The 23,770-nt window shown below is 63.5% G+C and carries 26 protein-coding genes; 5 read left to right on the forward strand and 21 right to left on the reverse strand.

Features of this window, described 5'->3' with window-relative positions:
• Positions 1-66: 66 nt before the first annotated feature.
• From ABD923_RS18385 to ABD923_RS18400, 4 genes are all read right to left on the reverse strand, one after another.
• Complete coding sequence (locus tag ABD923_RS18385) at positions 67-1,167, reverse strand: Fic family protein (protein ID WP_259555071.1); 1,101 nt, start codon at positions 1,165-1,167, stop codon at positions 67-69.
• Positions 1,168-1,305: 138 nt separating this feature from the next.
• Positions 1,306-1,476 carry a hypothetical protein gene (locus ABD923_RS18390; protein WP_165910185.1) on the reverse strand — a complete coding sequence of 57 codons (171 nt, stop codon included), beginning with the start codon at positions 1,474-1,476 and terminating at the stop codon, positions 1,306-1,308.
• Positions 1,477-1,627: 151 nt separating this feature from the next.
• A complete protein-coding gene (locus ABD923_RS18395) occupies positions 1,628-2,047 on the reverse strand; it encodes a hypothetical protein (RefSeq protein ID WP_259555070.1) in 420 nt (139 codons plus the stop codon).
• A gap of 247 nt (positions 2,048-2,294) precedes the next feature.
• The gene (locus ABD923_RS18400; protein WP_259555069.1) at positions 2,295-3,014 is read right to left on the reverse strand and encodes a ParA family protein; all 720 of its coding nucleotides are present in this window, start codon (positions 3,012-3,014) and stop codon (positions 2,295-2,297) included.
• 561 nt (positions 3,015-3,575) lie between these two features.
• Between ABD923_RS18400 and ABD923_RS18405 the strand changes: the two genes are divergently transcribed.
• From ABD923_RS18405 to ABD923_RS18415, 3 genes are read left to right on the forward strand one after another with little or no spacing between them, the layout of a single operon-like run.
• Complete coding sequence (locus tag ABD923_RS18405; RefSeq protein WP_259555068.1) at positions 3,576-4,178, forward strand: helix-turn-helix domain-containing protein; 603 nt, start codon at positions 3,576-3,578, stop codon at positions 4,176-4,178.
• Positions 4,165-6,516 carry a relaxase/mobilization nuclease domain-containing protein gene (locus tag ABD923_RS18410; protein WP_345229570.1) on the forward strand — a complete coding sequence of 784 codons (2,352 nt, stop codon included), beginning with the start codon at positions 4,165-4,167 and terminating at the stop codon, positions 6,514-6,516. The genes ABD923_RS18405 and ABD923_RS18410 overlap by 14 nt, the downstream gene beginning before the upstream one ends.
• Positions 6,509-8,491, forward strand: a complete 1,983-nt coding sequence (locus ABD923_RS18415) for a type IV secretory system conjugative DNA transfer family protein (RefSeq protein WP_259555085.1) — start codon at positions 6,509-6,511, stop codon at positions 8,489-8,491. Before ABD923_RS18410 ends, ABD923_RS18415 begins: the two co-directional genes overlap by 8 nt.
• A gap of 46 nt (positions 8,492-8,537) precedes the next feature.
• Here the strand turns inward: ABD923_RS18415 and ABD923_RS18420 are convergent, their stop codons facing one another.
• Genes ABD923_RS18420 through ABD923_RS18495 form a run of 16 tightly spaced genes read right to left on the reverse strand, consistent with a single transcriptional unit; the run spans position 8,538 to position 20,934 of the window.
• Positions 8,538-9,011 carry a hypothetical protein gene (locus tag ABD923_RS18420; protein ID WP_259555066.1) on the reverse strand — a complete coding sequence of 158 codons (474 nt, stop codon included), beginning with the start codon at positions 9,009-9,011 and terminating at the stop codon, positions 8,538-8,540.
• Between the two features lie 27 nt (positions 9,012-9,038).
• The gene (locus ABD923_RS18425) at positions 9,039-9,473 is read right to left on the reverse strand and encodes a hypothetical protein (protein ID WP_259555065.1); all 435 of its coding nucleotides are present in this window, start codon (positions 9,471-9,473) and stop codon (positions 9,039-9,041) included.
• 47 nt (positions 9,474-9,520) lie between these two features.
• Positions 9,521-10,546, reverse strand: coding sequence for a TrbL/VirB6 family protein (locus ABD923_RS18430; protein WP_259555064.1), 1,026 nt, complete (start codon positions 10,544-10,546; stop codon positions 9,521-9,523).
• Positions 10,546-10,965 (reverse strand): hypothetical protein, encoded by a 420-nt coding sequence (locus ABD923_RS18435; RefSeq protein WP_259555063.1) that lies wholly within the window; start codon positions 10,963-10,965, stop codon positions 10,546-10,548. Before ABD923_RS18435 ends, ABD923_RS18430 begins: the two co-directional genes overlap by 1 nt.
• A 17-nt stretch (positions 10,966-10,982) precedes the next feature.
• Positions 10,983-12,017 carry an ATPase, T2SS/T4P/T4SS family gene (locus tag ABD923_RS18440; RefSeq protein WP_259555061.1) on the reverse strand — a complete coding sequence of 345 codons (1,035 nt, stop codon included), beginning with the start codon at positions 12,015-12,017 and terminating at the stop codon, positions 10,983-10,985.
• 1 nt (position 12,018) lies between these two features.
• Positions 12,019-13,344 (reverse strand): TraB/TrbI/VirB10 family type IV secretion system protein, encoded by a 1,326-nt coding sequence (locus ABD923_RS18445; RefSeq protein WP_259555060.1) that lies wholly within the window; start codon positions 13,342-13,344, stop codon positions 12,019-12,021.
• Positions 13,341-14,054, reverse strand: a complete 714-nt coding sequence (locus tag ABD923_RS18450) for a TrbG/VirB9 family P-type conjugative transfer protein (RefSeq protein WP_405048346.1) — start codon at positions 14,052-14,054, stop codon at positions 13,341-13,343. The genes ABD923_RS18445 and ABD923_RS18450 overlap by 4 nt, the downstream gene beginning before the upstream one ends.
• Entirely contained in the window at positions 14,051-14,698 is a 648-nt protein-coding gene (locus tag ABD923_RS18455; protein WP_259555083.1) for a VirB8 family type IV secretion system protein, read from the reverse strand. The genes ABD923_RS18450 and ABD923_RS18455 overlap by 4 nt, the downstream gene beginning before the upstream one ends.
• 26 nt (positions 14,699-14,724) lie before the next feature.
• On the reverse strand, positions 14,725-15,522 hold the full coding sequence (locus ABD923_RS18460) for a type IV secretion system protein (protein WP_259555059.1): 798 nt from the start codon (positions 15,520-15,522) through the stop codon (positions 14,725-14,727).
• On the reverse strand, positions 15,519-16,685 hold the full coding sequence (locus tag ABD923_RS18465) for a lytic transglycosylase domain-containing protein (protein WP_259555058.1): 1,167 nt from the start codon (positions 16,683-16,685) through the stop codon (positions 15,519-15,521). The genes ABD923_RS18460 and ABD923_RS18465 overlap by 4 nt, the downstream gene beginning before the upstream one ends.
• A 4-nt stretch (positions 16,686-16,689) precedes the next feature.
• Complete coding sequence (locus ABD923_RS18470) at positions 16,690-16,905, reverse strand: hypothetical protein (RefSeq protein WP_259555057.1); 216 nt, start codon at positions 16,903-16,905, stop codon at positions 16,690-16,692.
• Positions 16,902-19,286: a VirB4 family type IV secretion/conjugal transfer ATPase gene (locus ABD923_RS18475; RefSeq protein WP_259555056.1), complete on the reverse strand. Its 2,385-nt coding sequence runs from the start codon at positions 19,284-19,286 to the stop codon at positions 16,902-16,904. The genes ABD923_RS18470 and ABD923_RS18475 overlap by 4 nt, the downstream gene beginning before the upstream one ends.
• Positions 19,276-19,554 (reverse strand): VirB3 family type IV secretion system protein, encoded by a 279-nt coding sequence (locus ABD923_RS18480; RefSeq protein WP_045682577.1) that lies wholly within the window; start codon positions 19,552-19,554, stop codon positions 19,276-19,278. The genes ABD923_RS18475 and ABD923_RS18480 overlap by 11 nt, the downstream gene beginning before the upstream one ends.
• A 9-nt stretch (positions 19,555-19,563) precedes the next feature.
• On the reverse strand, positions 19,564-19,854 hold the full coding sequence (locus tag ABD923_RS18485; RefSeq protein WP_100196091.1) for a TrbC/VirB2 family protein: 291 nt from the start codon (positions 19,852-19,854) through the stop codon (positions 19,564-19,566).
• Positions 19,851-20,522 carry a lytic transglycosylase domain-containing protein gene (locus tag ABD923_RS18490; protein WP_259555054.1) on the reverse strand — a complete coding sequence of 224 codons (672 nt, stop codon included), beginning with the start codon at positions 20,520-20,522 and terminating at the stop codon, positions 19,851-19,853. Before ABD923_RS18490 ends, ABD923_RS18485 begins: the two co-directional genes overlap by 4 nt.
• 52 nt (positions 20,523-20,574) lie before the next feature.
• Entirely contained in the window at positions 20,575-20,934 is a 360-nt protein-coding gene (locus ABD923_RS18495) for a hypothetical protein (RefSeq protein WP_259555053.1), read from the reverse strand.
• Between the two features lie 247 nt (positions 20,935-21,181).
• Between ABD923_RS18495 and ABD923_RS18500 the strand changes: the two genes are divergently transcribed.
• The gene (locus tag ABD923_RS18500; RefSeq protein ID WP_259555082.1) at positions 21,182-21,409 is read left to right on the forward strand and encodes a hypothetical protein; all 228 of its coding nucleotides are present in this window, start codon (positions 21,182-21,184) and stop codon (positions 21,407-21,409) included.
• 54 nt (positions 21,410-21,463) lie between these two features.
• On the opposite strand, the gene ABD923_RS18505 is transcribed toward ABD923_RS18500, so the two are convergent.
• On the reverse strand, positions 21,464-22,615 hold the full coding sequence (locus ABD923_RS18505; protein ID WP_259555052.1) for a Fic family protein: 1,152 nt from the start codon (positions 22,613-22,615) through the stop codon (positions 21,464-21,466).
• A gap of 367 nt (positions 22,616-22,982) precedes the next feature.
• Between ABD923_RS18505 and ABD923_RS18510 the strand changes: the two genes are divergently transcribed.
• Positions 22,983-23,579 carry a hypothetical protein gene (locus ABD923_RS18510; protein WP_405048347.1) on the forward strand — a complete coding sequence of 199 codons (597 nt, stop codon included), beginning with the start codon at positions 22,983-22,985 and terminating at the stop codon, positions 23,577-23,579.
• Positions 23,580-23,770: the final 191 nt, after the last annotated feature.

Here is a 23,770-nt window from a genome sequence, read left to right on the forward strand (position 1 = left end):
TCAGGCCTTGAGGTGATTGATTTAATGAAGCCTTCCGAATTTAAGCCCTTCAAGACTCATATTGATTCAGATCGTCAGCCAATACCGCGTATGCCGCCGCTCTCCGGTCCGGTTCAGCGCCCCCATTTCCACCAGATCCTGCAGGTCCCGGGTTGTGGTCGCACGCGAGGTGCCGGTGATGGCGATGTAGTTTTCGGCGCTGAGGCCGCCTTTGAATCCGTCCGGCCCCTCGCGGAACATGCGCTCGATCACCTTGGCTTGTCGCTCGTTCAGCCGATCACGGAATTGGTCGTAGAATTTCGCCTTGGCGATGAAGAAGCCGACACGGTAAAGTGTCGTCTGTTGGGCCTTCAGAATGATCTCGGCGAACCAGAGCAGCCAGCCGGTGACGTCCAGTGTCTTCTGGTGGATCTCGAGCTGGTCGTAGTAGGCTTTTCGGTCCCGTTCGATCGTGTAGGCTAGCGCGATCAGGCTCGGATGGCCGATGTTCTGGGCAAGGGACTTTTCTGCCAAGGCGCGGCCGAGGCGACCATTGCCGTCCTCGAAGGGATGGATGCTTTCGAACCAGAGGTGCCCAAGCGCCGCGCGGGTCAGAGCCGGCAGGGGCGTTGGACCGTCTGGCGCCGTTCGGTTGAACCAGTCGACGAACACGTCCATCTCCCTTTGGACCTGCGCGGAGGGCGGCGCTTCGAAATGCACCGTCGGTCGGTCGATGCGACCAGAGACGATCTGCATCGCATCGGAATGCCGCCGATAGGCCCCGATGGTCTCGAGGCCGCGGTCATGGGACAGCAGCATCCCGTGCCAGCGGCTGAGGGTCTCGTGGGTTAGAGGCGCGGCGTGGGTCGAGTAGACGTCCACCATCATCTCCGCGACGCCCTGTTCGCGCGGCCTTGACGGTGCGCCGTCCGCGGTCAAGCCGAACTGACGGCGCAGGGAGGATTGCACGCTGGCCCTGTCCAGCACCTCGCCTTCGATGGCGCTCGTCCGCATCGCCTCTTCGCTCAGCAGCTCGATGCGCAGGCGGTCGCGCTCGTCGTCGGTCACATGGCGGACGGCGCCAAGGATCTCGCCGGATGACAGCAGGAACCGCCGTTCGAGAGGTTCGACGGCAATGCTGTCATAGCGGAAATTCGGCCAGTCAGGTTGCGTCCAGTTCCAGCGCATGAGCTATAGGTTCCTTTCCTATAACTCAAAATAGCGCCAAATTCTGATTTATGGAAGCGCGATCTATGCATCATGCCAGATGCTTGAACCGGCGGACACACCCGCAGGATCCCTCAAAGGGCTAGGCCTTTGCGCCTGTCAGGCGGCCTCGACCATCGGCTCGTAGCGCACGTCGGGCATGGCATCGTTGAGCCAGGCAGGTTGCAAGTCGCCATTGTTCCATTGGTACAGGTAGCCCACCAGCGTGTCGGTCTTCTTGCAGAGGATGCGCATGATCGGTTCGGCTGTAAGCCGCGGTAAAATGGTCACGATGTGCTCCTCTCAAACTGACCTCAGGACTTGTTAACAACGAGGCCGCAATATCGTTTTGAACGTCTTAGGGTTGGGTTTCTGCAACTGCAAGATGAAGTCGGCGGCCTCGGCAAGAACCCACCGACAAAAGGACAAGTTGTCTTTATAGTCAGGTTTCTGGCGCAACCTTTTCTGCATTCTGCGCTGCAGCGCGAACGGCGATCTCGTCCAGGAGTATGTCGATCTCTGCCCAGACGCGCGGCTCGATCTGGCCGCAGACCAAGGCCCACTTGCTCAGCACATCGAGAGGGTCATGCGCGCGCAAGAGGGCAGTCAGCGCAGCGGCATCGACCACCAGCGAGGTACGTGCGCGCCATTCGGTGATCCGTGTCCGCTGCTCTTCCGACGGTGGGACGAACTCGGACCCAAGCTCCCAGTTCTTGACTGCGCGCCGCAGGGCGGCGCGGATGACGTGGGCGGGATCGACGCCGCAATCGATCAGGGCTTCCTCTTGCCGTTCCAGCGCGTTCACCCTGATGTCGATCTTGCGCGTCGCGGGACTGTGCCGCGTTCGGGTTGGCGATGACATGACCGCAGGCTCAGCGGGTCCAGTTGCCTCCTGTCTGGCTTGATGAGAGGGCTCAGGCTGCGTCCTTTGCGGCGAAGCAGCGTGATCGTCTAGGACTGCGGGCTGCACGCTACCAGGTTCTGGCATCACCTCCGCGAGCCGCACCTCTTCCCTTCCCGGGTCTTCTCCCACCTCTGGGCGCAGGGATGCGGCATAGGCCAGGTCGGGCCGCGTGATTGTCGGGATCTTCTTCCTCAACGCCCCATCCTCACGCCGCGAGGATGTTGTTGAGGATGTCAGTCGCCTCTTCGAGGGCCTCGACCACATGGCGCACATGGGGGCGCATGAGGGGGTTCGGATCGGCCTGCTTCTGCAACGCCACAGCGTGCAGGAGGCCCTTCTCATCCATCTCCTTGTAGACATTCCGCCGCATCATCACGGTCTCGACAACCGGGAACCGCGCGATCGCCGCCTCGATGAGGGCGGCATCTGCACGCGTGGTCTTGGTGTCGACCATGTTCAGGACCACGTGATGGCGGGGCAGGCTGTCGGGGTCATCGACGCGGGCGCGGAGTTTCTCGAACCAGTCGGTCGTCTGCGCGCCGACATCGAGATCCGAGGTCGAGAGCATGACCGGTGTCACGATGTGATCGGCCAGAACAGCGATCCCGTCCGACCACTCGGCCCCGACGCCTGCCGTATCGATGAAGACGAAATCCGCCGAGTCCGCCGCATAGACCTGCTCGATCCGGCGATCTACGGCTCCCACGCTCTCGACGGTTGCCGAGCGCAGGAGCGGTGATCCCAGACCCGCGGCTTCAGCCCGCTTGTGCCAGGTGCCAAGCACACCGGTGCTGTCAGTATCGATCAAAAGGACGCGACGGCCAGCGGCAACGGCAGCGCTGATCAAGGCGCGCGAGAGCGTGGTCTTGCCACTCCCCCCTTTCCGGGCCATCGCGGCGATTACCACGAGATTGTCGTTGGGCATAGGGGCGGGCCTCTCGCAAGAATGGTGAAACGCGACAAAGATGTTTCTACGTCGCTAACCCCCATGCGCGACGGCGTCAAGCAGAAGACGGGATGCGGGCTGCCTCAGGCGAAATGCGGGGCGCATAATGCATCGTGCAGGGGACGTGAGGCACGCTGCACGGGACACCTGACTTTATCCCGTCCGCACGATGCAGGCCCCAGATGACGTGCGACATTCGACATGGGCCATTGGCCGCGTCGCAGGAAACCTGACGCATTCTGCATTGGACGTGGATCATCCGGCACCAAGCGCGATGCAGGCGGCACATGCCATCGGGCACTCGCCAGAAGCCGTGCTGCAGGGCGCGCAAAACGCAGGCCAAAGGACGCGGTGCGCGGTGCAGGCAACGCGGGACGCGTTGCATTGAGCGCCTTGCGCGTTGCATTTGCCAAAGGACGTCAAATCGGCCTCCGGGGCCGATTTTCTACATTGAGTACAAGCCCTTGATGCCTTCTCCGCTTGTGCTGGGAGAAGGCGGGCTTGTACGAAGTTGGCAAGAAATAGGAACGTATACTTCACATGAGCAGCAGTCGCAGACTGACCGATCAGGAGCGCCGTCAGATCGTCCGGGAACGGGCGAAAGGCGTCTCGGTCAGTGCGATCAGTGCTGCACTGAAGGTCTCAACCAAGACCGTCTACAACGTGCTGAGCCGGGGCCGTTCCGCCGTCTCGGCCAATGACAGCCGCACCCGCGTGCTGACCATGCGGGTGACCGACCGCGACCTTCGCGGCTTCGATGCTGCCCTTGCGCGGCGCGGGATCGCGCATCGTTCGGATGCCATGCGCTGCCTGATGCTGGCCGCGGACGATCTCCTGCGCCCGGATCACGGCATGACGGATGAGCTGAGGGGTATGAGCGCGGCGCTGAACCGGGTCGGCAACAACGTGAACCAGGTCGCGCGTCGCCTGAACGAGGCGAAGCTTAAGGGCGAGCGGCTGCCTTACACCCCCGCCAGTCATGCCGAGATCCGCGATCTCGCCGTGCTGGTCTTCGACATGGCCGATCAAATCCAGGAGATGTTCCGCGCGCGGCGTCGCGATCTGGACCTCGAAGTCACCAGGGCCCTCGCCGGTCTGGCGCGGCAGGAAGCGGAGCAGGTGGCCGAACGTGGCGCGGAGTGAGGCGCGCGGCGTCAGCCCCGCCCTCTTCGATCGCGATTGGAGCCGGGTCTCGGGCAGTTGGCAGGGGCTCGCCAAGAAGGCGCAGATGGTCCGGGCAGCGCGCGGCTACTCCCCGGCCATCTTCAAGCCGATCTCCAAGGGTGGGTGCTACACGGGCGCGCAGCTCAAGGCCCAGCTGACCTACCTCACCACCAAGTCGAGCCACATCCTCGACAGTCGCGGCACCCATGATGGCAAGAAGACCCTGACCGAGGCGGAGATCGACCGGGTGGTGCGCCGTTTCGAGAACCAGTGGGGCGAGCGGCACAGCCCGAAGCTCGGCCATACCTCGCATCTTCTGATGGCCTTTCCCGTCGGCACCAGCGGCGAAGAGGTGCGCGCGATCACGGAATCCGTCTGTGAGAAGTTCTTTCAAGGTGAGGGGTCGCAATTCGACTATATTGCTGCAATACACCAAGATCGCGCGCATCCACATGCGCATATCGTTCTGAACCGCCGCAGCAAGGATGGCGAAATGTTCTTTCTCGGGAAGGATCACCACTTCAACTACGACGCCTTCCGGGTGGCGATGGTCGAGGCGGCGCAGGTCCACGGGATCCGGCTCGAGGCGACACGGCGTCTTGACCGGGGGGTCACGACCTACCGCGCCGAGATAGACGAGGTCTACAAAGCCCGTGACGAGGGCCGAACGCCGGTCGAGCGCCAGCGCACGGGGGCCGACCTGGCCGCAGCCCTGGAAACGGTGGCGCGCAATGCGCTGACCTACCGTGGTCTGGCGGTCGAGGCGTCCCGGTCGAACTTCGATGACGTGGCCGAGGCACTCGAGCGGGCCAGCACCATCCTTGCCAGTGGCGGTCAGATCCAATCTGACGGAGCCATCTACATGTCCCAAGACGAAACGGCATTTGATACGCTGATCACCGAGTTCTCTCAAAACATCCGTCAGATCGAAGCGGCGATCGACCGGGCGCCCGCAGCCGAGCGGCCGGAAATCGAGCGCAAGCTCACCGATGTGCTGGCCTCAGTCGCGCATCTCAATCCGCTTGGAGACCGCTCGGCTGCGCTGCTCGATGCACCATCCCGGGACGGGGTCTATGCGCGGGCCAACATGCGTGAGGACCAGATGGGACGCCTTGACGACGCCTCGGTGAAGGCGCGCCTCACGGAGGCACTGCAGGGCACGGGCATCGATCCCGAGGCGGTTGCCGCCCGCATGCGTGAGGGTGCCGCCAATGCAGCCCTCGAACGGCAGTGGCTCGCGCAGGATCTGCGCGCCATCGCCACGGCGGGCGACCTTGATCTGGAGAAGGGCGAGGATCGCGAGGAAGCGCTGGACCGGCTGGAAGCCGTTCACGTCCGCCTAGGCGATACTCTGACCGATGCGCGCATCTTGCGGGCGGTCGAAGATGTCGATGAGGCGGAGGATGCCGAGGTCTCGCTTACCGAGCGTCTGACGCCACTGGGCCGCGATCTCGACCACGCGGGACCGGACGCCTTCGCCCCGTCCGAGCGGCAGGACTTCCAGCAGCTGGTCGCCCAGTTTCGCCGGACGGATTTCACTCATCCGTTCTCGGATGACCCGTCCGTGCGCAGGGCGGGTGCTGTCGAAGTGGAAGCAGCCCGCGCCGCCTTCAACGCCTATGCACAGCGATCGCCCGATCACGCCGAATTGGCCTCGATGGCTTGGGACAAGATCACCGACAGCCGCAAGCCGCAGGAGTTCGCCGTCGAGGAGAAGGATCGCAGGCTCCACGCGGGCGACATGGACCTTGCTCTGCGCGATCCTTCGCAACATCTTGGTCCGATCACCGAGGATGACCGCACCCTCGCGCGCTACCGCGCGGAAATGCCCGATGAAGAGTTCGGTACCGCGGTGCAGGATGAGATCAACCGGCTGCGCGCCATGGGGGCCTCACGCGCCTTTATCAGTGAGCGTAGCATCGACATCGAGGACCAAGCGCGGCAAGACTATGCCGAGCGGCGCTTCATGGCCGAGACCGCCCCTGATGTGATGACCTTCCTCCGGCGGGCCGAGGCCGAGAATGGCACAGCTCTCTCCGAAACAGCCGGGCAGCGCCTGATCGAGCAGGTCGACAGAAACCTCGCGCCAAACGCGGTCACCGCCCTGCGCGCCGGCCATGCAGATGTGCTGGACAAGTTCACCGAACATCCGCTGCGGCAGCTGGAGCTCGCGAAGGCCTATCTGGAGAGCAGTGAGGTGACTGCCCACGGACCCGCCATGGAGCGGGTTCTGGATGCCTTGGCCGAGGAACAGATCGAGGCGCAGCGCGCGCGTCACGCCGCGGCCCATGGCGAAAAAGGGATCACCCATGGATAAGGGCAAGATCGCGGGCGGCATCCTCAGCCTGACGCTGGTCGGCCTCGCCATCGGCTATGTCGTGGCCACGGGCTATTTGATCCTGCGCTATGGGCTGTCGACCGACCGCATCGATTTCACATTGCTCGCGCGCGAGTACCGAGCCCTCGGTGTCAGCGCGCCGCGGGACTTTCTCTGGGTGAACCTGATCCTCGCAGGCTTTGGGATCGCCGCGCTGATGCTTAGCGTCACGCTTCTTGGCGATGCCCTGACGCGCTTCGGCACGACGCATTGGCAGACCAAGGCAGAAATGAAGCGCAACGGCTTTTTTGCCAAACCGGGCGGTGGGTTCCTGTTGGGCAAGCTTGGCCGCCCGAAATCGAAGCGTCCCTTCCTCGTCTCGAAGACCTTCCCGCACGCGCTGATCGTGGCGCCCACGGGTCGGGGCAAGGGCGTGGGCTTCGTGATCCCGAACCTGCTCACCTACAAGGGCTCGGCCGTGGTGCTCGACGTGAAGGGGGAGAACTTCCGCGAGACCTCACGCTTCCGCGCAAGCATGGGCGACAAAGTCTTCCGTTTCGCGCCGACCGACTGGGACCGGCCGACCCACCGCTACAACCCCCTCGCGCGCATTGCGGCCATGACCAACCCCGACCGGCAGCAGATGGAGTTGAAGCTGACCGCGAAACTCTTCCTGCAGACCGACAACGAAAAACTGAGCGGGCTTCTGGCAGGCGGCATCGATCTGTTCGTGGCGGCCGGTCTTCTGGCCTTCGAACGCGGCGTGCCGACCATCGGCGAGATCTATCGCATCACCGCCTCGGGTGGCGACAAGCAGAAGGAGTACCTGAAACGCTCGCAGGAGGTGAAGAACACCTCGGCCAAGCTGATCTTCGAGCGCATGGCTTCGACCAACAACGACACCCTGACCTCTTACCTGTCGCTCCTGATGACCTCGGGTCTCGACACCTGGGACAACCGTGCCATCGACGCGGCCACCGCGACCTCGGATTTCTCCTTCCGGGACATTCGGCGCCGCCCCCACGCGATCTATCTCGTTGTCGAGTCCGAGATGATCCGACCGCTTGCCCCGCTGATCCGGCTCTTCTTCTCGGACCTGATCGCCTCGCTGCAGGCGCAGGAGCCTGGGGACGACGAACCTTGGCCGGTCATGATCATGCTCGACGAATTCGATCGGCTCGGGAAGATGCCGATCGTCGCCGAGAGCATCAAAACGCTGCGTTCCTTTGGCGGGAACCTCGCCATCGTCACCCAGACCATCCCGGCACTGGACGAGATCTACGGCGAGAACACCCGCCGGTCCCTCCAGGGCGGCGCGGGCGTGAAGCTCTACCTCACCCCGTCCGAGCAGAAGACCATCGAGGAGTTGAGCCAGGCTGTCGGCAAGACCACAAAGCGTGTGGTGACCAGGTCTCGCGCGGTCGGGCGTAACCCCTTCGAGGGACGCAGCGTCTCCGAGCGGACAGAGGACACGCCGCTCCTCACCGAAGACCAGGCCCGCAGGATGGACCTCGACGAGGTGATCCTCGTGATCGACGCGCAGATGCCGATCCGGGCGCGGCGGATCAAATACTTTGAGGACCCGGCGCTGAACGCGCTGCACACCGGTCAGGCGGGGAGTTTCCCGTACCCTGATGAGGACGGACTGCGGCGCGATCGGCAGATGTCCGAAACACGCGAGACGGTTGAGAAGCTGAAGCTGGAATTGCAGGCGGTGCGGGCGGCTGCAGGGGCCCAAGGGCCTGAGGCAAATGCACTGCCCCAAGCGGCTCAATCTCCCTCGCAAGAGCTGCTCGATCCCAAGCCTGCGCCCTCGGGGCGGGCGCGAGGGAGGGCTGCACGGGCCGCTGCGGGTCGCGCGGGATCAGATCAGCTGTCCTTCGATCTTGCAGGGCTCGGTCTTCGGGCTTCTGACAGTGTCGAACTGGCAGCAGCGGTTCAGACGACACGAGGGATCATCGCGGAGCATGCTTGACGGGCCCAGAGTTGATGACGGATCCGTGCGCCGCGCACCGGGTCCGTCAGTGTAGCATGTCGCGTTCGGATTGCTCGACAGCACGTTGCTTCTCGAACGCTGTCTTCATCTTCGCGGGTGTCCCGAATACTTCATTGAGCATGTCTGCAACTGCTGCGTTCATGGCAACGAAATCAGCTTCAGAATCGCCGGTGGCAAGGCCCACATCCATCGTCGTGCCATCGTCCAGAACAAGGCGCACCCTTGCTTGATCATCGCTGTAAAAATCGAAGGGAGAATCCAACGAGAGGGGCGTGAATGAAACCTCGAAATACTCGTGACGCTCATCGCCCTCGCCGTCCTCATTGGCGAAATCAGCCACGAAATCATGGGTGTTGATGAAGTGGATGGTCCAGCGCCGGTCATACGTTATGCCATCTGTTGACAGCATCGCCGCGACAGGATCGCCGAGATCGCGGCGAAGACGAGAGACCAGGAACTCGGTCATCGCCAGCTCGGTCGTTCCGAATGCCGTTTCCATATTGAAAAGATCGACGAAGTTGATCGCCTAAAGAAAAGCGCATTCTCGCAAGCGGGTTAAAGTGTCCTCCCGGGCCGCCTCTTCGGATGTGACGAGAACCAAGTGTTCGTGCTTCGGTGCGAGATATGCGCAGATGCTGGCGATGGTGTTCGAGATGAAACCATCACTTTCAGGAACGCCATACGCGGCCGCATCGTTCGCGCTCAACACACCGATGTATGCTTCGGGCGCTTCCTGGAAGATATCGTGATAAATGCCTGCCATATGCCGACAATAGCTTTGCCAGGCATTGATTTGCTCAAGCGCCGTGAGCTGCATGGTAGTCGGCATATCGGTTTCGCCCGTTACCCACTTCGCCACCGTTTCTTCGCACACCCCCCAGAACTGGGCTGCTTCGCGATTGGTAAAGCCAAACCGCCTGAGAATGACCGAAGCCATGGTGACCTTCTGCTTATCGGTCATGTGTTCCCTCTGAATTCATCTCGATTCCGTCCGCATTGTCGCCGTGGTCACGGACCCAGCCGCTTCGCCCTCTCGGCCATCCGGACCACCTGCGCGCTTGCCGTTGCCGCGGCGCTCCGCACGGCGGCCGGGGCTTGTACAGCCCCCCGCCCAATCACTTCACCTGTCGTGAGCGCGCCAATCCGCGCCCTGCCCTTTACGCCGTCGGTATTGAAGATCCCCCGCATGATCCCAGTCGATCCCGCGACCACAGCGGGTGCCGCAGCCACCATCAGGTTTCCAGAGATCCCCCGCACGATCAGGGGCGTTGCCGCAACGAAGCCCTTGGCCAGGAAGATCATCACAAAAAACGGCACCAGCGAGCCGATATTGGTAGCCGAGTTCGGATCTCCCAGCTGGGCCAGCAGCGAATTCGCCATGCCGACGACGGTCGAGAACATGGCGGCGATGACGATGGGGTAGAAGGCGTAGCTGATCGTCGTCGAGACCCATCTGTGGAAGAAATCCTTGGTCGCATCGAAGAGCGACAGCGCAATCATGATCGGCGCAAGGCCAAGCATCAGGGTCAGCATCATCTTGGCGAAGATGAGGACGATCCCGGTCATGAAGCCAAGGAGGCTCAGGAGCACGAGGCCGATGCCGCCGAGGATCGCGCCAGTCATCCAGTTCAGGTTGTTACCGATGGCATTCAGGTACTGGCTGAACTCCGTGATGAGATCATCGAACTCGGCGGCGAAGTACGTGGCCCCTGCCCCGCCGCCGCCAACCGAGGAAATCAGGGCCCCGGCGACGTAGTCGAGCCCGCCGATCACCGCATTGGCGACCGCGTTGAAATTGGCCCAGTTGAAGGCAAAGAGCCCTATCAGCGTCAGCTTGATCAGGTACCAGAAGAAGCTGGCCCCATCCATGCTGCGGAACTGGAAGGCCATGTTGATACAGACGCCGATCAGCGAGAGCGTGACCATCAGCAGGACGATCGTGCCGGTATTGCTGGCCACAGCCCCGAACTGGGACTCGGCCGCATCGGCAAGAAAGCCATCGGCGGTTCCGACCATCCAGCTGACGATGCTCATTACCAGTTGCCTTGCGTTTCGCAGATATCCTGGACGTCGCGGGCAATTTGGTTCTGCTCGTTCCGAATGGCCAGCCGAGCTTGAGTGTGCTCCGCCTGAGTGCTTGTCGCGAACCGTCCCTCGTACTCGGCGGAGGCGGCATCCCATGACGGGAAGCGGACATCACAGCCGCAGTCGCCAGTTTCCTTGATCGCCTCCCAGGACCGCAGCTCATAGAGCCGCATCAACGTCAGCGCCTTGTAGGACTCGCGCGGGTTGACTTCATCCATCCAGGCCGGCCGTGCGGGCCGGTCGTTGCAGATCCGGTACTGCTGGGGTGACATGGTCACGGTGAGATCGTTCGTGACCTGAGGCGAGGTCTGGGCCGCGAGGGGCGCGGCGAGCAGGGCGACAGCTGCGGCGAGGGTGATCTTGCGCATGGAGGTTTCCTTTCGGTTCATTTGGCCGCGACCGTGGGGCGCTCGGCACCCCCGGCTGGACCCGTGTTCTGATCTGGATGTCTCGCCTGCCCCGGCAGGAAGAACTCGGTGATGCCGCGGGCGCCGTCATGACGGCCGGCCTGGATGATCACGTCGATGGAGCCCTCGATGTAGTCGACCATGTCGGCATAGGTCATCGGCACATCGGTCTTCAGCGCAGCGATGGCGAGGCGGCGGACAGCGAGTTGCGGGGTCTCGGCGTGCAAGGTGGTCAGTGAGCCGCCATGCCCGGTGTTGACCGCCTCGAGGAAGGTCATGGCCTCGCGGCCACGGACCTCGCCTAAGACGATCCGGTCGGGCCGCATCCGCAGGGTGGAGGCCAGAAGCACATCGGCGCTGCGGGCTTCGGTGTCCCGGTCGGCGATCAGCGTTACGGCATTCGGCTGCTCGGGCCGCAATTCGGCCGCCTCCTCGATGGTGATGATCCGTTCCTCGGGTGCGATCAACGAGAGGATCTTGCGCGCCGCGACTGTCTTGCCGGTCGAGGTGCCGCCCGAGACGATCATGTTGAGCTTGTTCCCGACGCAGAAGCGCAGGGCGGCATCGATGTCGCCGGAGGCCACCACATCGCGCAACGCGGCATTCCGTTCGCGGCGCAGGCCTTCGAGGCTGCGTTCCTTGCCATAGAGGAAACCAAGCTTGATGGCCTCAAGTGGCAGAGAGGAGAAGAACCGCAGCGAGATCGAAAAACCCCCTTCCACAGCTGGCGGCTGGATCACCTGCGCGCGGATTGGACGGTCGCGATAGAGGATCGAGACCGAGACGATGGGTTTCTTCGTACTTAGCGTCGTCGAGGCGGCCGAGGCGATCTGGTTGCCGAGATCCTTGATCTCGGTCTGGGTGAGCGGCGTGCCGAGGCCGCGCATGAAATGATCACCCTGGAACTCGCCCCAGACCTGTCCGTCGGGGTTGATGCAGATCTCGATCGTGTCACAGTAACGCACGGGTGCGCCCAGCCGGTCGAGCGAGGCCTCGAGATAGCTCGCTGCCATGTCAGAAGATCTCCAGATCGCGGTCGACCATGACCGTGATGCGGGTGCCCTGGTCGACATGGATCACGGGCCGTATCGCGAGATAATCCTGCATCACGCTTTGGGTGCTGTCGCGCAAGTCCGTGCCCACATCGCTCGCGATGTCAGCGGCGGCTTCATCCTCGATCTGTCCGGCGGCCGCCGCAGGCAATGCCCCGATCAGCGAGATCAGCGCGGCCGAGCCGAAGCGCTGCGCGAAACGGGTTTCGACAAATCCGGTGGTGCCGGTGCGCCCAAGCTCATCCCCACCGAAGGCGCTGATTTCCACGGTCTGGTTGTCGGGTAGGATGATGCGGTCCCAGGCCACCATGACCCGCGACTGCGCGAGCGCCACATCGGAGCGGTAACGCCCCACGAGACGCGCGCCGCGCGGGATCAGGACGCGCGTGCCGTCGAAGGAATGAACGTCTTCGGAGACGATGGCGCGGATCGCTCCAGGCAGCGTGCTGTCGAGCGCCGTCTCGGTCACGGCCTGAATCATCGTGCCTTGCACGACGGTGTTGCCGGGGTTCACGATCACCTCGGCCCGCGTCACCGGGGCGGGTCTGGCACCCGCGCGCACGAAGGCTTCGTCTTCATTCAAGCGCGCGGCCTCGAGGCTGTTCTCTCGGTCGGTCCCTGCCCCCATCCCAGAAAACGCGATCATCGGCGACGCGATGCGTTCGGCCCGGGCCTCCGCTTCGGCCATGCGGCGGCGTTCAAGTTCGGCAAGCCGCAACTCCTCCTCGTTGGGCCCGAGATCCATGGGCGCAGGCGGGGTCAGCCGCGCGACTTCGAGATCCATGCGCAACTGGTCAAGCTCGCGGTCGCGTTCGGTCAATTGCCGCTCGAGCGCGCGCTGCGCCTCGGTCGAGGCCTCCTGCAGCGCCGCGATCTGCGCCGTGAGATCGGCGATAGCCTGCTCCGCGCCGCTGTCCGATGCCTCGACGGGCCGCGCGCGCAGGTCTTCGAGTTCCGCCCGAAGCGTCGCGAGGCTTTCCATCAGCGCCAGTTCCGACGCAGAGGGGCCCGTTTCGGCCGCTGGCGGCGGTGCAGACTCTACCACGGGCATAGGTGCGAGGTCGCCGAAGCCCGATCCAGCTGTCTGGAACTCTTCCGGGGCTGCGGTCGGCAGGGGCGCTTCCGGCGATGGTTGCAGGGCGGCCCAGGCCAGACCGCCGACAGCCACGATCCCGGCCACACCGAGGATGGCGGCCAGAGGGGAGGGACGTGTGGCAGCGCGCTTCTTGTCGCCTGTAGCTTCAAGAGCCGCAAGGCGCGCAGCAAGGTCTTCGGTGTCCTGGCTCATGACGTGGATCCACCCATATCCTGAACACAAACCTCGTCTTCCCCGAGGCGAAGCACCCATTGGCGGTTCACGCCCGAGACACGGATCACACCGTCCTCAAGCGCGGTGCTGTTCACCGCTCGCTCGCCGCCATTTGCATAGCGGAAGATCGCCGGGACCGGCGCGTTCCGCGCGAAGCGGAAGTAGGTGAAGGTGCCATCATCCCAGATGGCGGTCGGCGTGAACTCCTCCCGGGCGCTGACGGCATAGTTCGCATTCGGCGCCTCGGCCGCGACAGCCCGGGCCGGTTGAACGCGGCTCTCGGGATAACGGAACTGCACGACGTAATGCGGGGTCTCGCGCGCCTCGACCACGTGGAAATAGTAGGAGCGGCGGTTCGTATAGACCGTGATGTTGGTGGCGACACCCGAGGCTGCAGGCTTGATCGCGAAGGCGCGTCCGCCCGGCACACCGTCGAACTGGAAGCCCACCGTATCGCCCGCGATGATCGAGCGGATGGTCTCGCCCTCGCCGAATTCGACGGTGGTGACCCGGGTCAGGGTGGTGACGATGCGGTAGACTTGGCCTTCGGTCCAGTTGGCAACCCGGACGCGGTTGTCATGGGCCCCCGGGCGCGGTGTGGTCTCGGCCAACGCTGCGGGCGCCATGAGCGCCAGTACACCAGCGACCATAAGGGCGTGGACGGATGTGAGAACGGGAACAGAGGTCATTCGGAACGGTCCGATCGGATGGCATATTGGGTGACGGTGAAGCCGAAGGGGTTCTGCCAGACATCGTCGATCGAACGGGTCCGTTCGGGTTGGAATGCAAACATCAATGTTGCGGTGAAGGATCCGTCCTGTGCCCCTTGCGGGCTGGTCAGGCGCTTTCTGAGGCGCACCTGCGCGCGGTTCTCGCCGATGAGCGTGATCGAGGCGATCTCGACAGCCATCTCGGCCGCGGGGCCATAGCGGGTCGGCGGATAGCTCTCCTGCCCCGAGGTCCACATGGCGCGCATGCTGGCCTCGGCCGCCCCGGTGGATTGCGCCAGCACACGGCGCACGCGCAGATCATTGTCGAGCTGGTTGTAGGCTTCGCGGTCGAGGATGTAGCGGTAGATCTGCGCCTCGATGATCGCAGGTCGCTCGGCAAGCCGCACCGTCTCGACCGTGGCGTTCGGCAGGGCCAAGCCCGTCGTGGGATCATAGGGCACGACGACCGGAGGCGGCGTCTCGACCATCAGGGCGACGGCCGCGGCCGCAAGGCAGCCGAAGACCCCGAAGCCCGCTCCGCCAAGTCCGATCATCCGCCAGAGCTGCTCCCGGCGCAGCGCGCCGTGGATCAGTTCTTCTTCGACCAGTTCACGGGTGCTCATGCCTGCCGTCATGTCCGGTGCCTTGGTCATGGCCGCAGCCTCGGCAGGGTGAAGTCCATGTACCGGCGCTCTTCGGCGACGGTGGCAGCGTCCACCACGCCCGCATTGCCTGCGCCGAGGGTCTGGATGGCTTCAAGCTCCCACATCCGCGTCATGGCGATGGCGAGTTCCGCCGTGACGCGGGTGTTGTGATCCATCGACTCCTTGAGGTCTTCCATGTCGGGGATCAACGACACGAGTTGCTCGACGCGTTCCAGTGATTGCGCCGCCTCGGCATGGCTGTTCTGGGCCGCCGCCGACATAACGGCGCCGGTCGTGGCGCGGGTGGCGACACCTTCGGCGCCGGGATTGCCGCTGGTGGCGATCTCGCGGAGTGAATCCTCATCGAACCCAGCACCGGCAAGGGCCTGTTCCATCTGCGTGCGCAGAGGGCCCGCATTGGGGCCGATCAGGCTCGACCAGTCACCCGCCTGAATCCCCCTGATCAGTCCGGGGATGTCTTCGAAATTGGCCTGCAGGAGGCCATCGAGATCGCCGCCCATGGCGAGGCCGAGGATGCTACGCGGCCCAGTCAGTGAGGCGTACATCTCGTTCAGCTGATCGAGTTGGCCTTGCAGCGTCTCGAGCTGCGCCAGCGCATTGTCCAGAAGATCGGTCTGGATCCCGAAATCCTGCAGCATCTGCTGAAGCTGGCGGATTTCCTGGGCGATGTTCTGGGTATCGACCGTGGGCACGCCCTGTGCGGTGACAGGCCCCGCGAGGGCGGTGGACAGCGCGAGGGTCGCGGCGGTGGTGGTGAGGGAACGGTACAAGCGCCGGATCATCGCAATGTCTCCTGGGTGAAATCCATGAATTGCCGCTCGGCGGCTTGGGCCGCGGCTATGGCGAGTTGTTCCTCGCTCAGCGGCTGGGTGTGGGCGGCCTTGATCCGGGTGCGGATCGCGACCAGTCGGGCCAGTTCGGCGCGCGCATAGGTGTTGAGCGCGATGGCCTCGTGCAGGTCTTCGGTCTCGCCGATGCGGGTGATGATGTCCTGCACACGCAGGGCTGCAGCGCGGACAGAGACCAGCGAGTAGTCACCATAAGCGCCTGCACCATGGGCCGAGAGGCTGAAGCTCGCGTTCGCCAGAAGCACCGGGTCGATGGTGCCGAGCGCATCGATGCCGCCCACGGCGGCGAGGTAGCTGTTGTACTGCTGCGGGATCACCACGACGTAATGCTGGGTTTCCGCAAAGGGCGGGACGCCGCCGTAGTTCTGAACGTTGCCCGGGCCTGCGTTATAGGCCGCGAGCGCGTGGATGATGTTACCATCGAACATGTTCAGCATCTGCGCGAGGTAGCGGGCGCCCCCCGTCACCTGCAGCCAAGGGTCGTCGTAATAGGCCGGGTAGATCCCGAGATCGCCCGCCGTGCCGGGCATGATCTGGGTGAGGCCAAACGCCCCCACGGGGGAGCGCGCCCCGATCTGGAAGCGGCTTTCCTGCCAGATCAGCGCCTGCAGAAGGCAGCGCCATTGCACGAGCGACAGGCCGGCACGGCTCACCCCTGGCAGTCCATGCGTGTCACGTGCCGCGCGGATGATCAGTTCCTCAATCCCTTCCCGGGCATCGCCGAACATCCGGGCTGCAGCCGGATTGTTGTCCTCGGGCGCGTAGAGGCTGGCGGCTGCGCTTTCGACGTCACCAACCACCCCCTGCCCCGCCTCAAGCCCGGCCACGGTGCCAGCCACATCACCCGAGCCGAGCGACATCGCATCCATCAGCCCTTCGAGCGAGGCGAGTTGCTGGCGCTCGATCTCGGCCAGTTCCTCCTCGCGGGTCAGCCGGTCCTGCTGCAGTGCGAGATCCTGATCGGTCTGCTCGAGGATCGCCTGTCGTTCGGCGAAGAGGCGCAGATCGAAGGTCGGCACGCCTTGGGCGGCGGCCGGCCCCAATGTGGGACCTGCCAGCGCAATGCTGACCATCGAGAGGGGAAGCCAGGTCCGCATGGGCTTAGCCGCCCGCCCCCAGCATCACGAAATCGCAAGCCGTGTCGCGGCGCGTGACGGCGGCCCCCATCGTCGAGATCGTGGTCGTGGCGGTTGCGCCTTGTGCGGGCGCCTCGCGGAAGTTGAAGCAGTTGGCCTGCGCAGGGTTATGCTGCGCGCAGGCCGTCAGGCTCAGGCCAAGGCCAAGCAGCACGACGCTGCGGATGATGGTACGGATCATGTCACTCTCCAGAAATCAGGGCGGTCCCGGTAGTCAGAGCCAACGAGGGCCTCGCCTTTCTCCATGCCGCCAAGGATGGTCACGAGCGGGCCGAGGGCGCTGAGATCAGCGTCGATCACGACGGAACCCCGGTCATCGCGCACGAGAGCCAGGCGCGAGGCGGAGCCGACGCCCAGAAGAACGTCGAGTTCTTTCTCGCTGAGGCCGAGCATCGCGTAATCGGCAGCCGAGGCGCGGATGTTGGGCAAAAGCACCTGCGTCGGCACGGCTTCCACGATGGTCTTGCCGGTCCGGGTACGTTCGAGCTGGCTGGCATATTGCGTCATCATCACGACGACGGCGTTCTGCTTGCGCGCGGTCACCAGCCAGTTCGAGAGCCGCTCCGCGAAGTAGGCGTTGTCGAGCGCCTTCCAAGCCTCGTCGATGACGATGATCGTGGGCTTGCGATCCTCGATCACGCGCTCGACCCGTCGGAACAGGTACGACAGGACCGCCATGCGTTCCCGCTCGCTCTCGGAATCGAGGATGCCGGTCAGATCGAAGCCCGCAACATCGCCGTCGATGCTGAAGCTGTCCTCGGCATTGGCCCCGAAGATCCATCCATAGCGGCCATCGGCCGTCCATTCCTGCATCCGCTCGAAGAGATCGCCCTCATCATCGGTTGAGACGAGGAGAGAGGCGAAGTCCGACCAGTTGCGCAGTCCCGCGTTTCCGGCGCTTGCGTTCTGGCGCACGACCTCCTGCAGGCGGTTGGTCTGCACCGGGGTCAGGGGCCGGTCCCGGCGCTCGAGGAGGCTTGCAAGCCAGTCGGCAAGCCAGGCCTGACCGCGGGCGTCGATCTCGGTTTGCAACGGGTTCAGGCCCGTGGGCCGTCCGGCCCGCACGGTTGAATAGCTGCCGCCGAGCGCGCGGACGGCCATCTCCATGCCCGCGCGATAGTCGAAGACGAAGAGCCTCGCGCCGGCCCGGCGAGCCATGGTCATCAGGAACGCCGCCAGCACGGATTTGCCCGAGCCGGGACGGCCGAGGATCAGCGTGTGGCCTCCCGTGGGCTCGCGGTCCGGCGCGCCCTGTTCGTGGAAGTTGAAGCGGAAGCCACTGCGCTCGGGTGTCGGGAAAAGCGTGATCGGCACGCCCCAAGGAACTTCCATACCGGTCTTGCCGAGGGGCGTGCGGTGGAAAGCAGCAAGATCGGCGAAGTTGTGGTTCGTGATCGCGGCCTTGCGGCTGCGCGCCCCGGTATTGCCGGGATGCTGCGCCATGAAATGCGCCCGCGCTCCGAAGGCTTCGGAGATCAGGTTGATTCCGCAGGTGGCGGAGATGTTGCGGATTTCGGCTGCGATATCGTCGAGGGCGGCCTGGTTGCGCGCGTAGACGGCCACCGTCATGTGGTGCTCGCCGAAGATCAGACGCTTGGATTCCAGATCGTCCTGCGCGAGTTCCAGCTCCTGCGCGAGGCTGACGGCGCCGTCATTGGCGGCCTGCATGAGGCGTAGCTGCCGCTTGATCCGGCCTGCCATGATGTTGGCGTTGATCGGCACGAAAGAGTGCGTGACCACCATGTCGACGGGCAAGTTCAGCTCGTCGAGCATCAGGCTATCGGTCTTGGCGGGGTAGTTCTTCACCGAAAAGATCGCCCCGAGCTTGTCGCCGACGGCACCGTCCGAGAGTGCGATGGTCGTGCCGCGGAAGGTGACGCGGGTATTGGCCACATCCTCGGCAATCACACCGAGGCGCGACCGCGGAAAAAGCGGGTGCTCTTCGCCGGTGTTGAGCGAGCCGAGGAAGCCCAGAAGTTCGCCGGTGCTTGCGGCCAGCAGGCGAGGCTTCAGCTCATCGAAGGAGGACAGCAGAAACCCCACGACCTCGTCGAGCTTGCGCAAGCGGCGGGTTGTGTCCGCTGCATGTCGCGCACGCGACGCCCCCAGACCGAAGGGCAAACGGCTCCCCGCCTCGGGGCGCTTAAGGACCGTCAGGGTCAGTGTCTTGTCACGCAGGCCCGCCTGACCCAGATGCGCGTGCCATCGTTTGTCGACGGCGGTGGCAAATCCCTCGCCCGGGATGGGCGGCAGGGTCACGTCGACCGCTTTCGAGACTTTGTGCAGGTAGAAGGAGAACTCGGTCCCCACCTGCGCGACGATGCCTGCCAGGAGCCCGCCGATCCGGTCGAGATGCGCATCCTCGCTCGTGGTGCTGTTCACCCCTTCGAGCCGGATGCACTGCATCAGCTCGTTGCCGCGCGTCCGGATCGTCCGGTCGGTCACGAGGCTGACATAGGGCAGCATGGACGAGAGCCGCTTCTCGCCCTTGACCCATGCGGGCAGCGCGGTGAGCGGATCGAGGGCGTCGGCCACTTCATCGGCTACTCCATCACGGGGCATAGCTGTCGCCCCCGTGGAGCTTGCGGTTCGCCGTGGGCGGAGTTTCCTGCAAGGTGATCACCAGGACATCGAGGAAGTTCGGATCCCAGTCCGCGGCCTTCCAGAGCGCCGGCCAGGCCAGCCCCGCGAAGACGGCCACCACCCAGCTCTGGACCCAGAGGAACAGGAGCGTCGAGCCGAAGAGCCAAACCATGGCGTACATGATCGGCAAGCCCATCAGCTTGGGTGGCCTGAGAAGGCCGATGAACACGCGGGATTGGTCGGACATGGGTCTTGCTCAGGTCGTCCAGATGGCTGCGACGATGGTGGGCGCTGCAGCGATGCCGGCGATCGCGACCACGACCCAGAGCGCCTGGCGGAAATCGAGGATGCCGAAGAGCCAGGAGAGGAACACGCCGATCAGCGCGAGCGTGCCGATCACGATGCCCAAGGGGCCGGTGATCGCATCGACGATGCCTTGCAGAAGGGTTTGCACGGGCGAGAGGTCGATGCTTTGCGCAAGCGCCGGTCCTGCCAGGACGATGAGGGCCATCGCGCCGAGCGCGACGATAGAAGGTTTGGACGTCACGAAAGGTCTCCTCTCAGCCGCTGGAACACGGCTGTCACACGGGCCACATGGCCTTGGGTTTCTCGAAAGGGGGGAATGCCGCCATGGCGGGTGACCGCATGGGGACCGGCATTGTAGGCCGCAAGCGCCAGCGCGGGATCGCCGAACTGCTCAAGCATCATCAGAAGGTAACGCGCCGAGCCGTCGAGGTTCTGTGCGATGTCATGGGGGTCAACACCGAGATCGCGCGCGGTATCGGGCATCAGCTGGCCGAGCCCGATGGCACCGACCGGGCTCAAGGCGCCGGGATTGTACGCGCTCTCGACCTCGATGTTGGCGCGATAGAACAGCGCCCAATCGGTGACCGACAGGCCCGCCCGACGCAGGGCATCATGGCTGCCGTAACGCAGCGCCGTGGTCTCGATGGCGTGGAGGATTTCGGGGGCGGCGCGGATGGCGCGCGGGGCAATCGCTGCGGCAGCCGTTACATCGCTGAGGGGATCATCATCCCCATGGGACTGCGGTGCGGCAAAGAGAAAGAGACGATCTGGAAGGGGCCCATTCTGGGCGTTTTCGTCACCGGTGAACGAGCGCAGGGTGCTCGTGGCATCAGTTGTGTCGATCAGTCGGCCATCAGGGCTGACCTGGAAGATGAAACCGTCGGCCCCATTCTGTGCATATGCGGCCAAGGGTGCGGAACAAACACCTGTACCGAGTAGCACGACGAGCGCAAACGCGCGGTCAGTTGTCCTTGACCAGAACCGGGCCGGTCCGTGGCTCGGACGTGCGCCCGGGTGCTGCGTGACGCTCGCGAGCGCCTTCGACGAGCGGGATGCTGGCAGTCGTGCAACCCATGTCGACAAGGAAGCTGACAAGACCGACGATGGTCTTGAAATCGCGCTGCTTGAGGACGCTGCGGCTGGTGACGAGCATCTTGTCGTCGCCACCATCCGGGGCAACTGCCCGGATGACCCAGGCGCCGTACCAACTGTTGTGGCGCTTCTCGGCGCCTTCCTTGCAGACCACCTCGATGAGATAGCCTTCGGCAAGGAGGCTGCGCAGCCCGTCTTCTGTAACCACATTCGGTGCTTCTTCTATCATGGCCTTCCCTGGGTCCCTTTTTTCTGCGTGAGATGCAGTCTCGGGCCCACGGGGTCGCAACACCGCGGGCGATACAAGACAACATTAACGATAGCAAGACAATTAAAACGACTTGACGAAGATTGCCTTGCTCCGATAAGAGTGATAGCCGACAGATCGACAATCTTAAAGGCGGCAAAGGAGTTTTGCCCTGCGCTTGTTTATTGCGCGCAACGCTCCGTTGCTGTTCGCGCTCCTGCTTGTAAGCATGCCGGTAGCTGCGGCCGCGGATTGCGTACCTCCAGAACGACCGTTCTTGCCTAAGTCGCAAGACGACATGCGTGCCTACGCCGATCTGATCAGAAGCGATTTCGAGACCTACATTGCCGATGTGCAGGACTACTTCCGTTGTCTAGACACCGAGCGCGCCCGCACCTTTGTCGAGGCGAGGGAGGTCAGTGATGACTATGCCAGGTTCCTGAATGCTGTCGAATAGAGGTGCTCGGCCATTTCCTTGAGGCCATCAAGCGTCACCGCATTGTGCCTAACTTCATGTGTCTTTTTCAGGAAACAGCCCGGGCATCCACCGACCTGCATACTTGGCAGGAAACGCCAGCTTGAGCGGCGCGCGGGTCGAGGTCGATGACAAAGCCCCCGCTTCAAGTAGCGCAGACGTCACCCGTCGTGCGGTGCGATCGCTCGTGCCAAGTATGGACTCGACCTCTCCACGTTCGATCTGCCCCTGATAGAGGACGGCTTTCAGCACGGTATCGGATTTTGGAGGCAACGCCCCGGCGCGGATTTCTTCTTCGGCCCAGATCAGGATGCGGTCACGCAGCCGATCAGGTCGCATCAGACTTTCCATGAACTCCACCTGGTCGATACATGTGCGCAGGAAGAAGTCTGCGAAGGAGGCAAGCGCGGCTTCGCTCAGCGTGCCGCGGCCGTCACGATCTCCGCGGCGAGGACCGTCGCAGGAGGCCAGGTGCTCCTTGTAGGCGGCCTCTTGCCGTGCAAGCCCGCGCGCCACAGACCAGAGCCCGCGTGTATCGAGCGTCTTGCGCAGCATGGCGTAAGACATGAGGCGGGCAACACGCCCGTTACCGTCGAGGAAAGGGTGCACCCAGAGAAGCCGGTGATGCGCGCAAGCCGCTGCAAGGATTGGTTCGATCCTGCCGGCAAGGCTGTAAGCCTTGTGCATACGTTCGAGAAATCGCGGCACCGCGCCAGGGCTGATGGCAACGTGCAGCCCGACTTCAACGTAGCGCGTCCGCAACTCGCCGGGCACAACAGGTATTTTTTCGCCCGTCTTCGGGTTTTCGACGAAGAGAAGCTCAGGCGGCAGCAGCTCGCAGAAGCGGCGATGCAGCTCGATAATGGACGTGGGCGCAGTTGGCTTCTCCGCCATGCCGTCCTCGTCGATCCATTTCTGGACCGCCACATGTGCTTTGGCTTCGAGCTGAAGGTTTCGCCTCGATGGGTCGGCGCTGTAGTCGCCCTGCATCGCGCGTTCGATGTCGATGGGATGGGTGTCGTGCCCTTCGATGAGGTTACTGTAGTAGCAGTTCATCGCCCGCACGAGATCTGCCAACGCCTCCGAGACGGAAGAAGGCAACCCGCTCCGGAACGCGGCAGACTTTTCTGCCAGCTCGAGCGCGAGATCGTTTAGACGCGCGCGCGCTGGTGCACCTTCAGAAACCATGAGAGGCTCGAAAAGTCCTACCGTTTCTCCATCATCCGGGGTTGTCACTTGTCCTGCTTTCTGGCCGCTTTTCTGGCCATGACTTACCTCTTCTAAAACCACAGACTATCATAAGGTTGCCGACTCAAAAAGCGCATCCCGTCCGCAAATTTGGCCGGTTCCTTGGCCGCAACTCCTCCGCGGCCCGCTGCCAGGCTCGAGGATATGGCGAGCGAAAAAGGCAAGACTTGCACGCGACCATCAATCAAATCTCCTTGCTATCATTAATGTTGTTTCGTATCGCTGCACCATTATAGATGGAGTCGGCATCATGAAGCACGTGATCCACGGCGTGGCAACAGCCACGGCAATAAGCATATCCGGACTAATGGCCTCGTCAGCTCCGGCTCAGGCCTATCAGGTGGATTGTGCGATCCTCCTCTGCCTTGCGGGCGGTTGGCCTGACTCTGCGCCCTGCGCGCATGCCAGAGCGGTCTTCATTCGGCGGATCACGCCATGGCCGATCGAGCCGCCCTTACAAATCTGGCGGTGCCCAATGGGTGTGTCTCTCAACGATCCCAGTCCGATGTCGCCTATGGAACGCCTTTATGACATCACGTTCCGCGATCCGCCCGAACCGCAGGAATCGACTCCTTTGCCCCTTGTCCGCGTCCAAGCGGATGAACAAGCCGACATCGACATCTCGGGCGACGCCTTTGATTTCGTACGCAGCATTCGCGTTTATCACATCCAGTACCGCCAGCACGAAAACCGAGATGGCGACTGCAATCGCAGCGACTCGACGCGATTGGGGTCCTACGGCGTGCAGGGCGACTACCGATGGACAAGATCCACCGTGGGCCAGGTGCCAGCCGCATCCGGCCTGAGCATCCCGAATGGATGTGGCAGCTACTTTTACCGTTCCGTCTTCGTCGACTGGCGTGATCACGCCGGGAACTATGGTTCTGAAGAAGTTCGCTACTGACAAAATCTGCGCGCGGTTTTGCCGCGCGCGTCATCTCAACCCCGCACGGGAGGCTGTGCAAAACCCCTGAAAAGGAGACGACGCCAGACCGTGAAGCCTGACGCCGTGCTAGAAAACTCCGTGAACAAGAGTTTCCTAGCGCACCGCTAAAACACCTGCAACCAGCAAAGTTGTTTTGCTGGCAAGAATGT

It is taken from the genome of [Roseibacterium] beibuensis (genome assembly GCF_039542305.1).
GTDB lineage: Bacteria > Pseudomonadota > Alphaproteobacteria > Rhodobacterales > Rhodobacteraceae > Roseibacterium > Roseibacterium beibuensis.

What these genes read in the sequence shown, in the direction of transcription:
- ABD923_RS18385 (WP_259555071.1), bottom strand. Translation starts at nt 1,167, where the DNA reads ATGCGCTGGAACTGGACGCAACCTGACTGGCCGAATTTCCGCTATGAC.
- ABD923_RS18395 (WP_259555070.1), bottom strand. Translation starts at nt 2,047, where the DNA reads ATGTCATCGCCAACCCGAACGCGGCACAGTCCCGCGACGCGCAAGATC.
- ABD923_RS18400 (WP_259555069.1), bottom strand. Translation starts at nt 3,014, where the DNA reads ATGCCCAACGACAATCTCGTGGTAATCGCCGCGATGGCCCGGAAAGGG.
- ABD923_RS18405 (WP_259555068.1), top strand. Translation starts at nt 3,576, where the DNA reads ATGAGCAGCAGTCGCAGACTGACCGATCAGGAGCGCCGTCAGATCGTC.
- ABD923_RS18415 (WP_259555085.1), top strand. Translation starts at nt 6,509, where the DNA reads ATGGATAAGGGCAAGATCGCGGGCGGCATCCTCAGCCTGACGCTGGTC.
- ABD923_RS18420 (WP_259555066.1), bottom strand. Translation starts at nt 9,011, where the DNA reads ATGGAAACGGCATTCGGAACGACCGAGCTGGCGATGACCGAGTTCCTG.
- ABD923_RS18425 (WP_259555065.1), bottom strand. Translation starts at nt 9,473, where the DNA reads ATGACCGATAAGCAGAAGGTCACCATGGCTTCGGTCATTCTCAGGCGG.
- ABD923_RS18430 (WP_259555064.1), bottom strand. Translation starts at nt 10,546, where the DNA reads ATGAGCATCGTCAGCTGGATGGTCGGAACCGCCGATGGCTTTCTTGCC.
- ABD923_RS18435 (WP_259555063.1), bottom strand. Translation starts at nt 10,965, where the DNA reads ATGCGCAAGATCACCCTCGCCGCAGCTGTCGCCCTGCTCGCCGCGCCC.
- ABD923_RS18440 (WP_259555061.1), bottom strand. Translation starts at nt 12,017, where the DNA reads ATGGCAGCGAGCTATCTCGAGGCCTCGCTCGACCGGCTGGGCGCACCC.
- ABD923_RS18445 (WP_259555060.1), bottom strand. Translation starts at nt 13,344, where the DNA reads ATGAGCCAGGACACCGAAGACCTTGCTGCGCGCCTTGCGGCTCTTGAA.
- ABD923_RS18450 (WP_405048346.1), bottom strand. Translation starts at nt 14,054, where the DNA reads ATGACCTCTGTTCCCGTTCTCACATCCGTCCACGCCCTTATGGTCGCT.
- ABD923_RS18455 (WP_259555083.1), bottom strand. Translation starts at nt 14,698, where the DNA reads ATGAGCACCCGTGAACTGGTCGAAGAAGAACTGATCCACGGCGCGCTG.
- ABD923_RS18460 (WP_259555059.1), bottom strand. Translation starts at nt 15,522, where the DNA reads ATGATCCGGCGCTTGTACCGTTCCCTCACCACCACCGCCGCGACCCTC.
- ABD923_RS18465 (WP_259555058.1), bottom strand. Translation starts at nt 16,685, where the DNA reads ATGCGGACCTGGCTTCCCCTCTCGATGGTCAGCATTGCGCTGGCAGGT.
- ABD923_RS18470 (WP_259555057.1), bottom strand. Translation starts at nt 16,905, where the DNA reads ATGATCCGTACCATCATCCGCAGCGTCGTGCTGCTTGGCCTTGGCCTG.
- ABD923_RS18475 (WP_259555056.1), bottom strand. Translation starts at nt 19,286, where the DNA reads ATGCCCCGTGATGGAGTAGCCGATGAAGTGGCCGACGCCCTCGATCCG.
- ABD923_RS18480 (WP_045682577.1), bottom strand. Translation starts at nt 19,554, where the DNA reads ATGTCCGACCAATCCCGCGTGTTCATCGGCCTTCTCAGGCCACCCAAG.
- ABD923_RS18495 (WP_259555053.1), bottom strand. Translation starts at nt 20,934, where the DNA reads ATGATAGAAGAAGCACCGAATGTGGTTACAGAAGACGGGCTGCGCAGC.
- ABD923_RS18500 (WP_259555082.1), top strand. Translation starts at nt 21,182, where the DNA reads ATGCCGGTAGCTGCGGCCGCGGATTGCGTACCTCCAGAACGACCGTTC.
- ABD923_RS18505 (WP_259555052.1), bottom strand. Translation starts at nt 22,615, where the DNA reads ATGGTTTCTGAAGGTGCACCAGCGCGCGCGCGTCTAAACGATCTCGCG.
- ABD923_RS18510 (WP_405048347.1), top strand. Translation starts at nt 22,983, where the DNA reads ATGGCCTCGTCAGCTCCGGCTCAGGCCTATCAGGTGGATTGTGCGATC.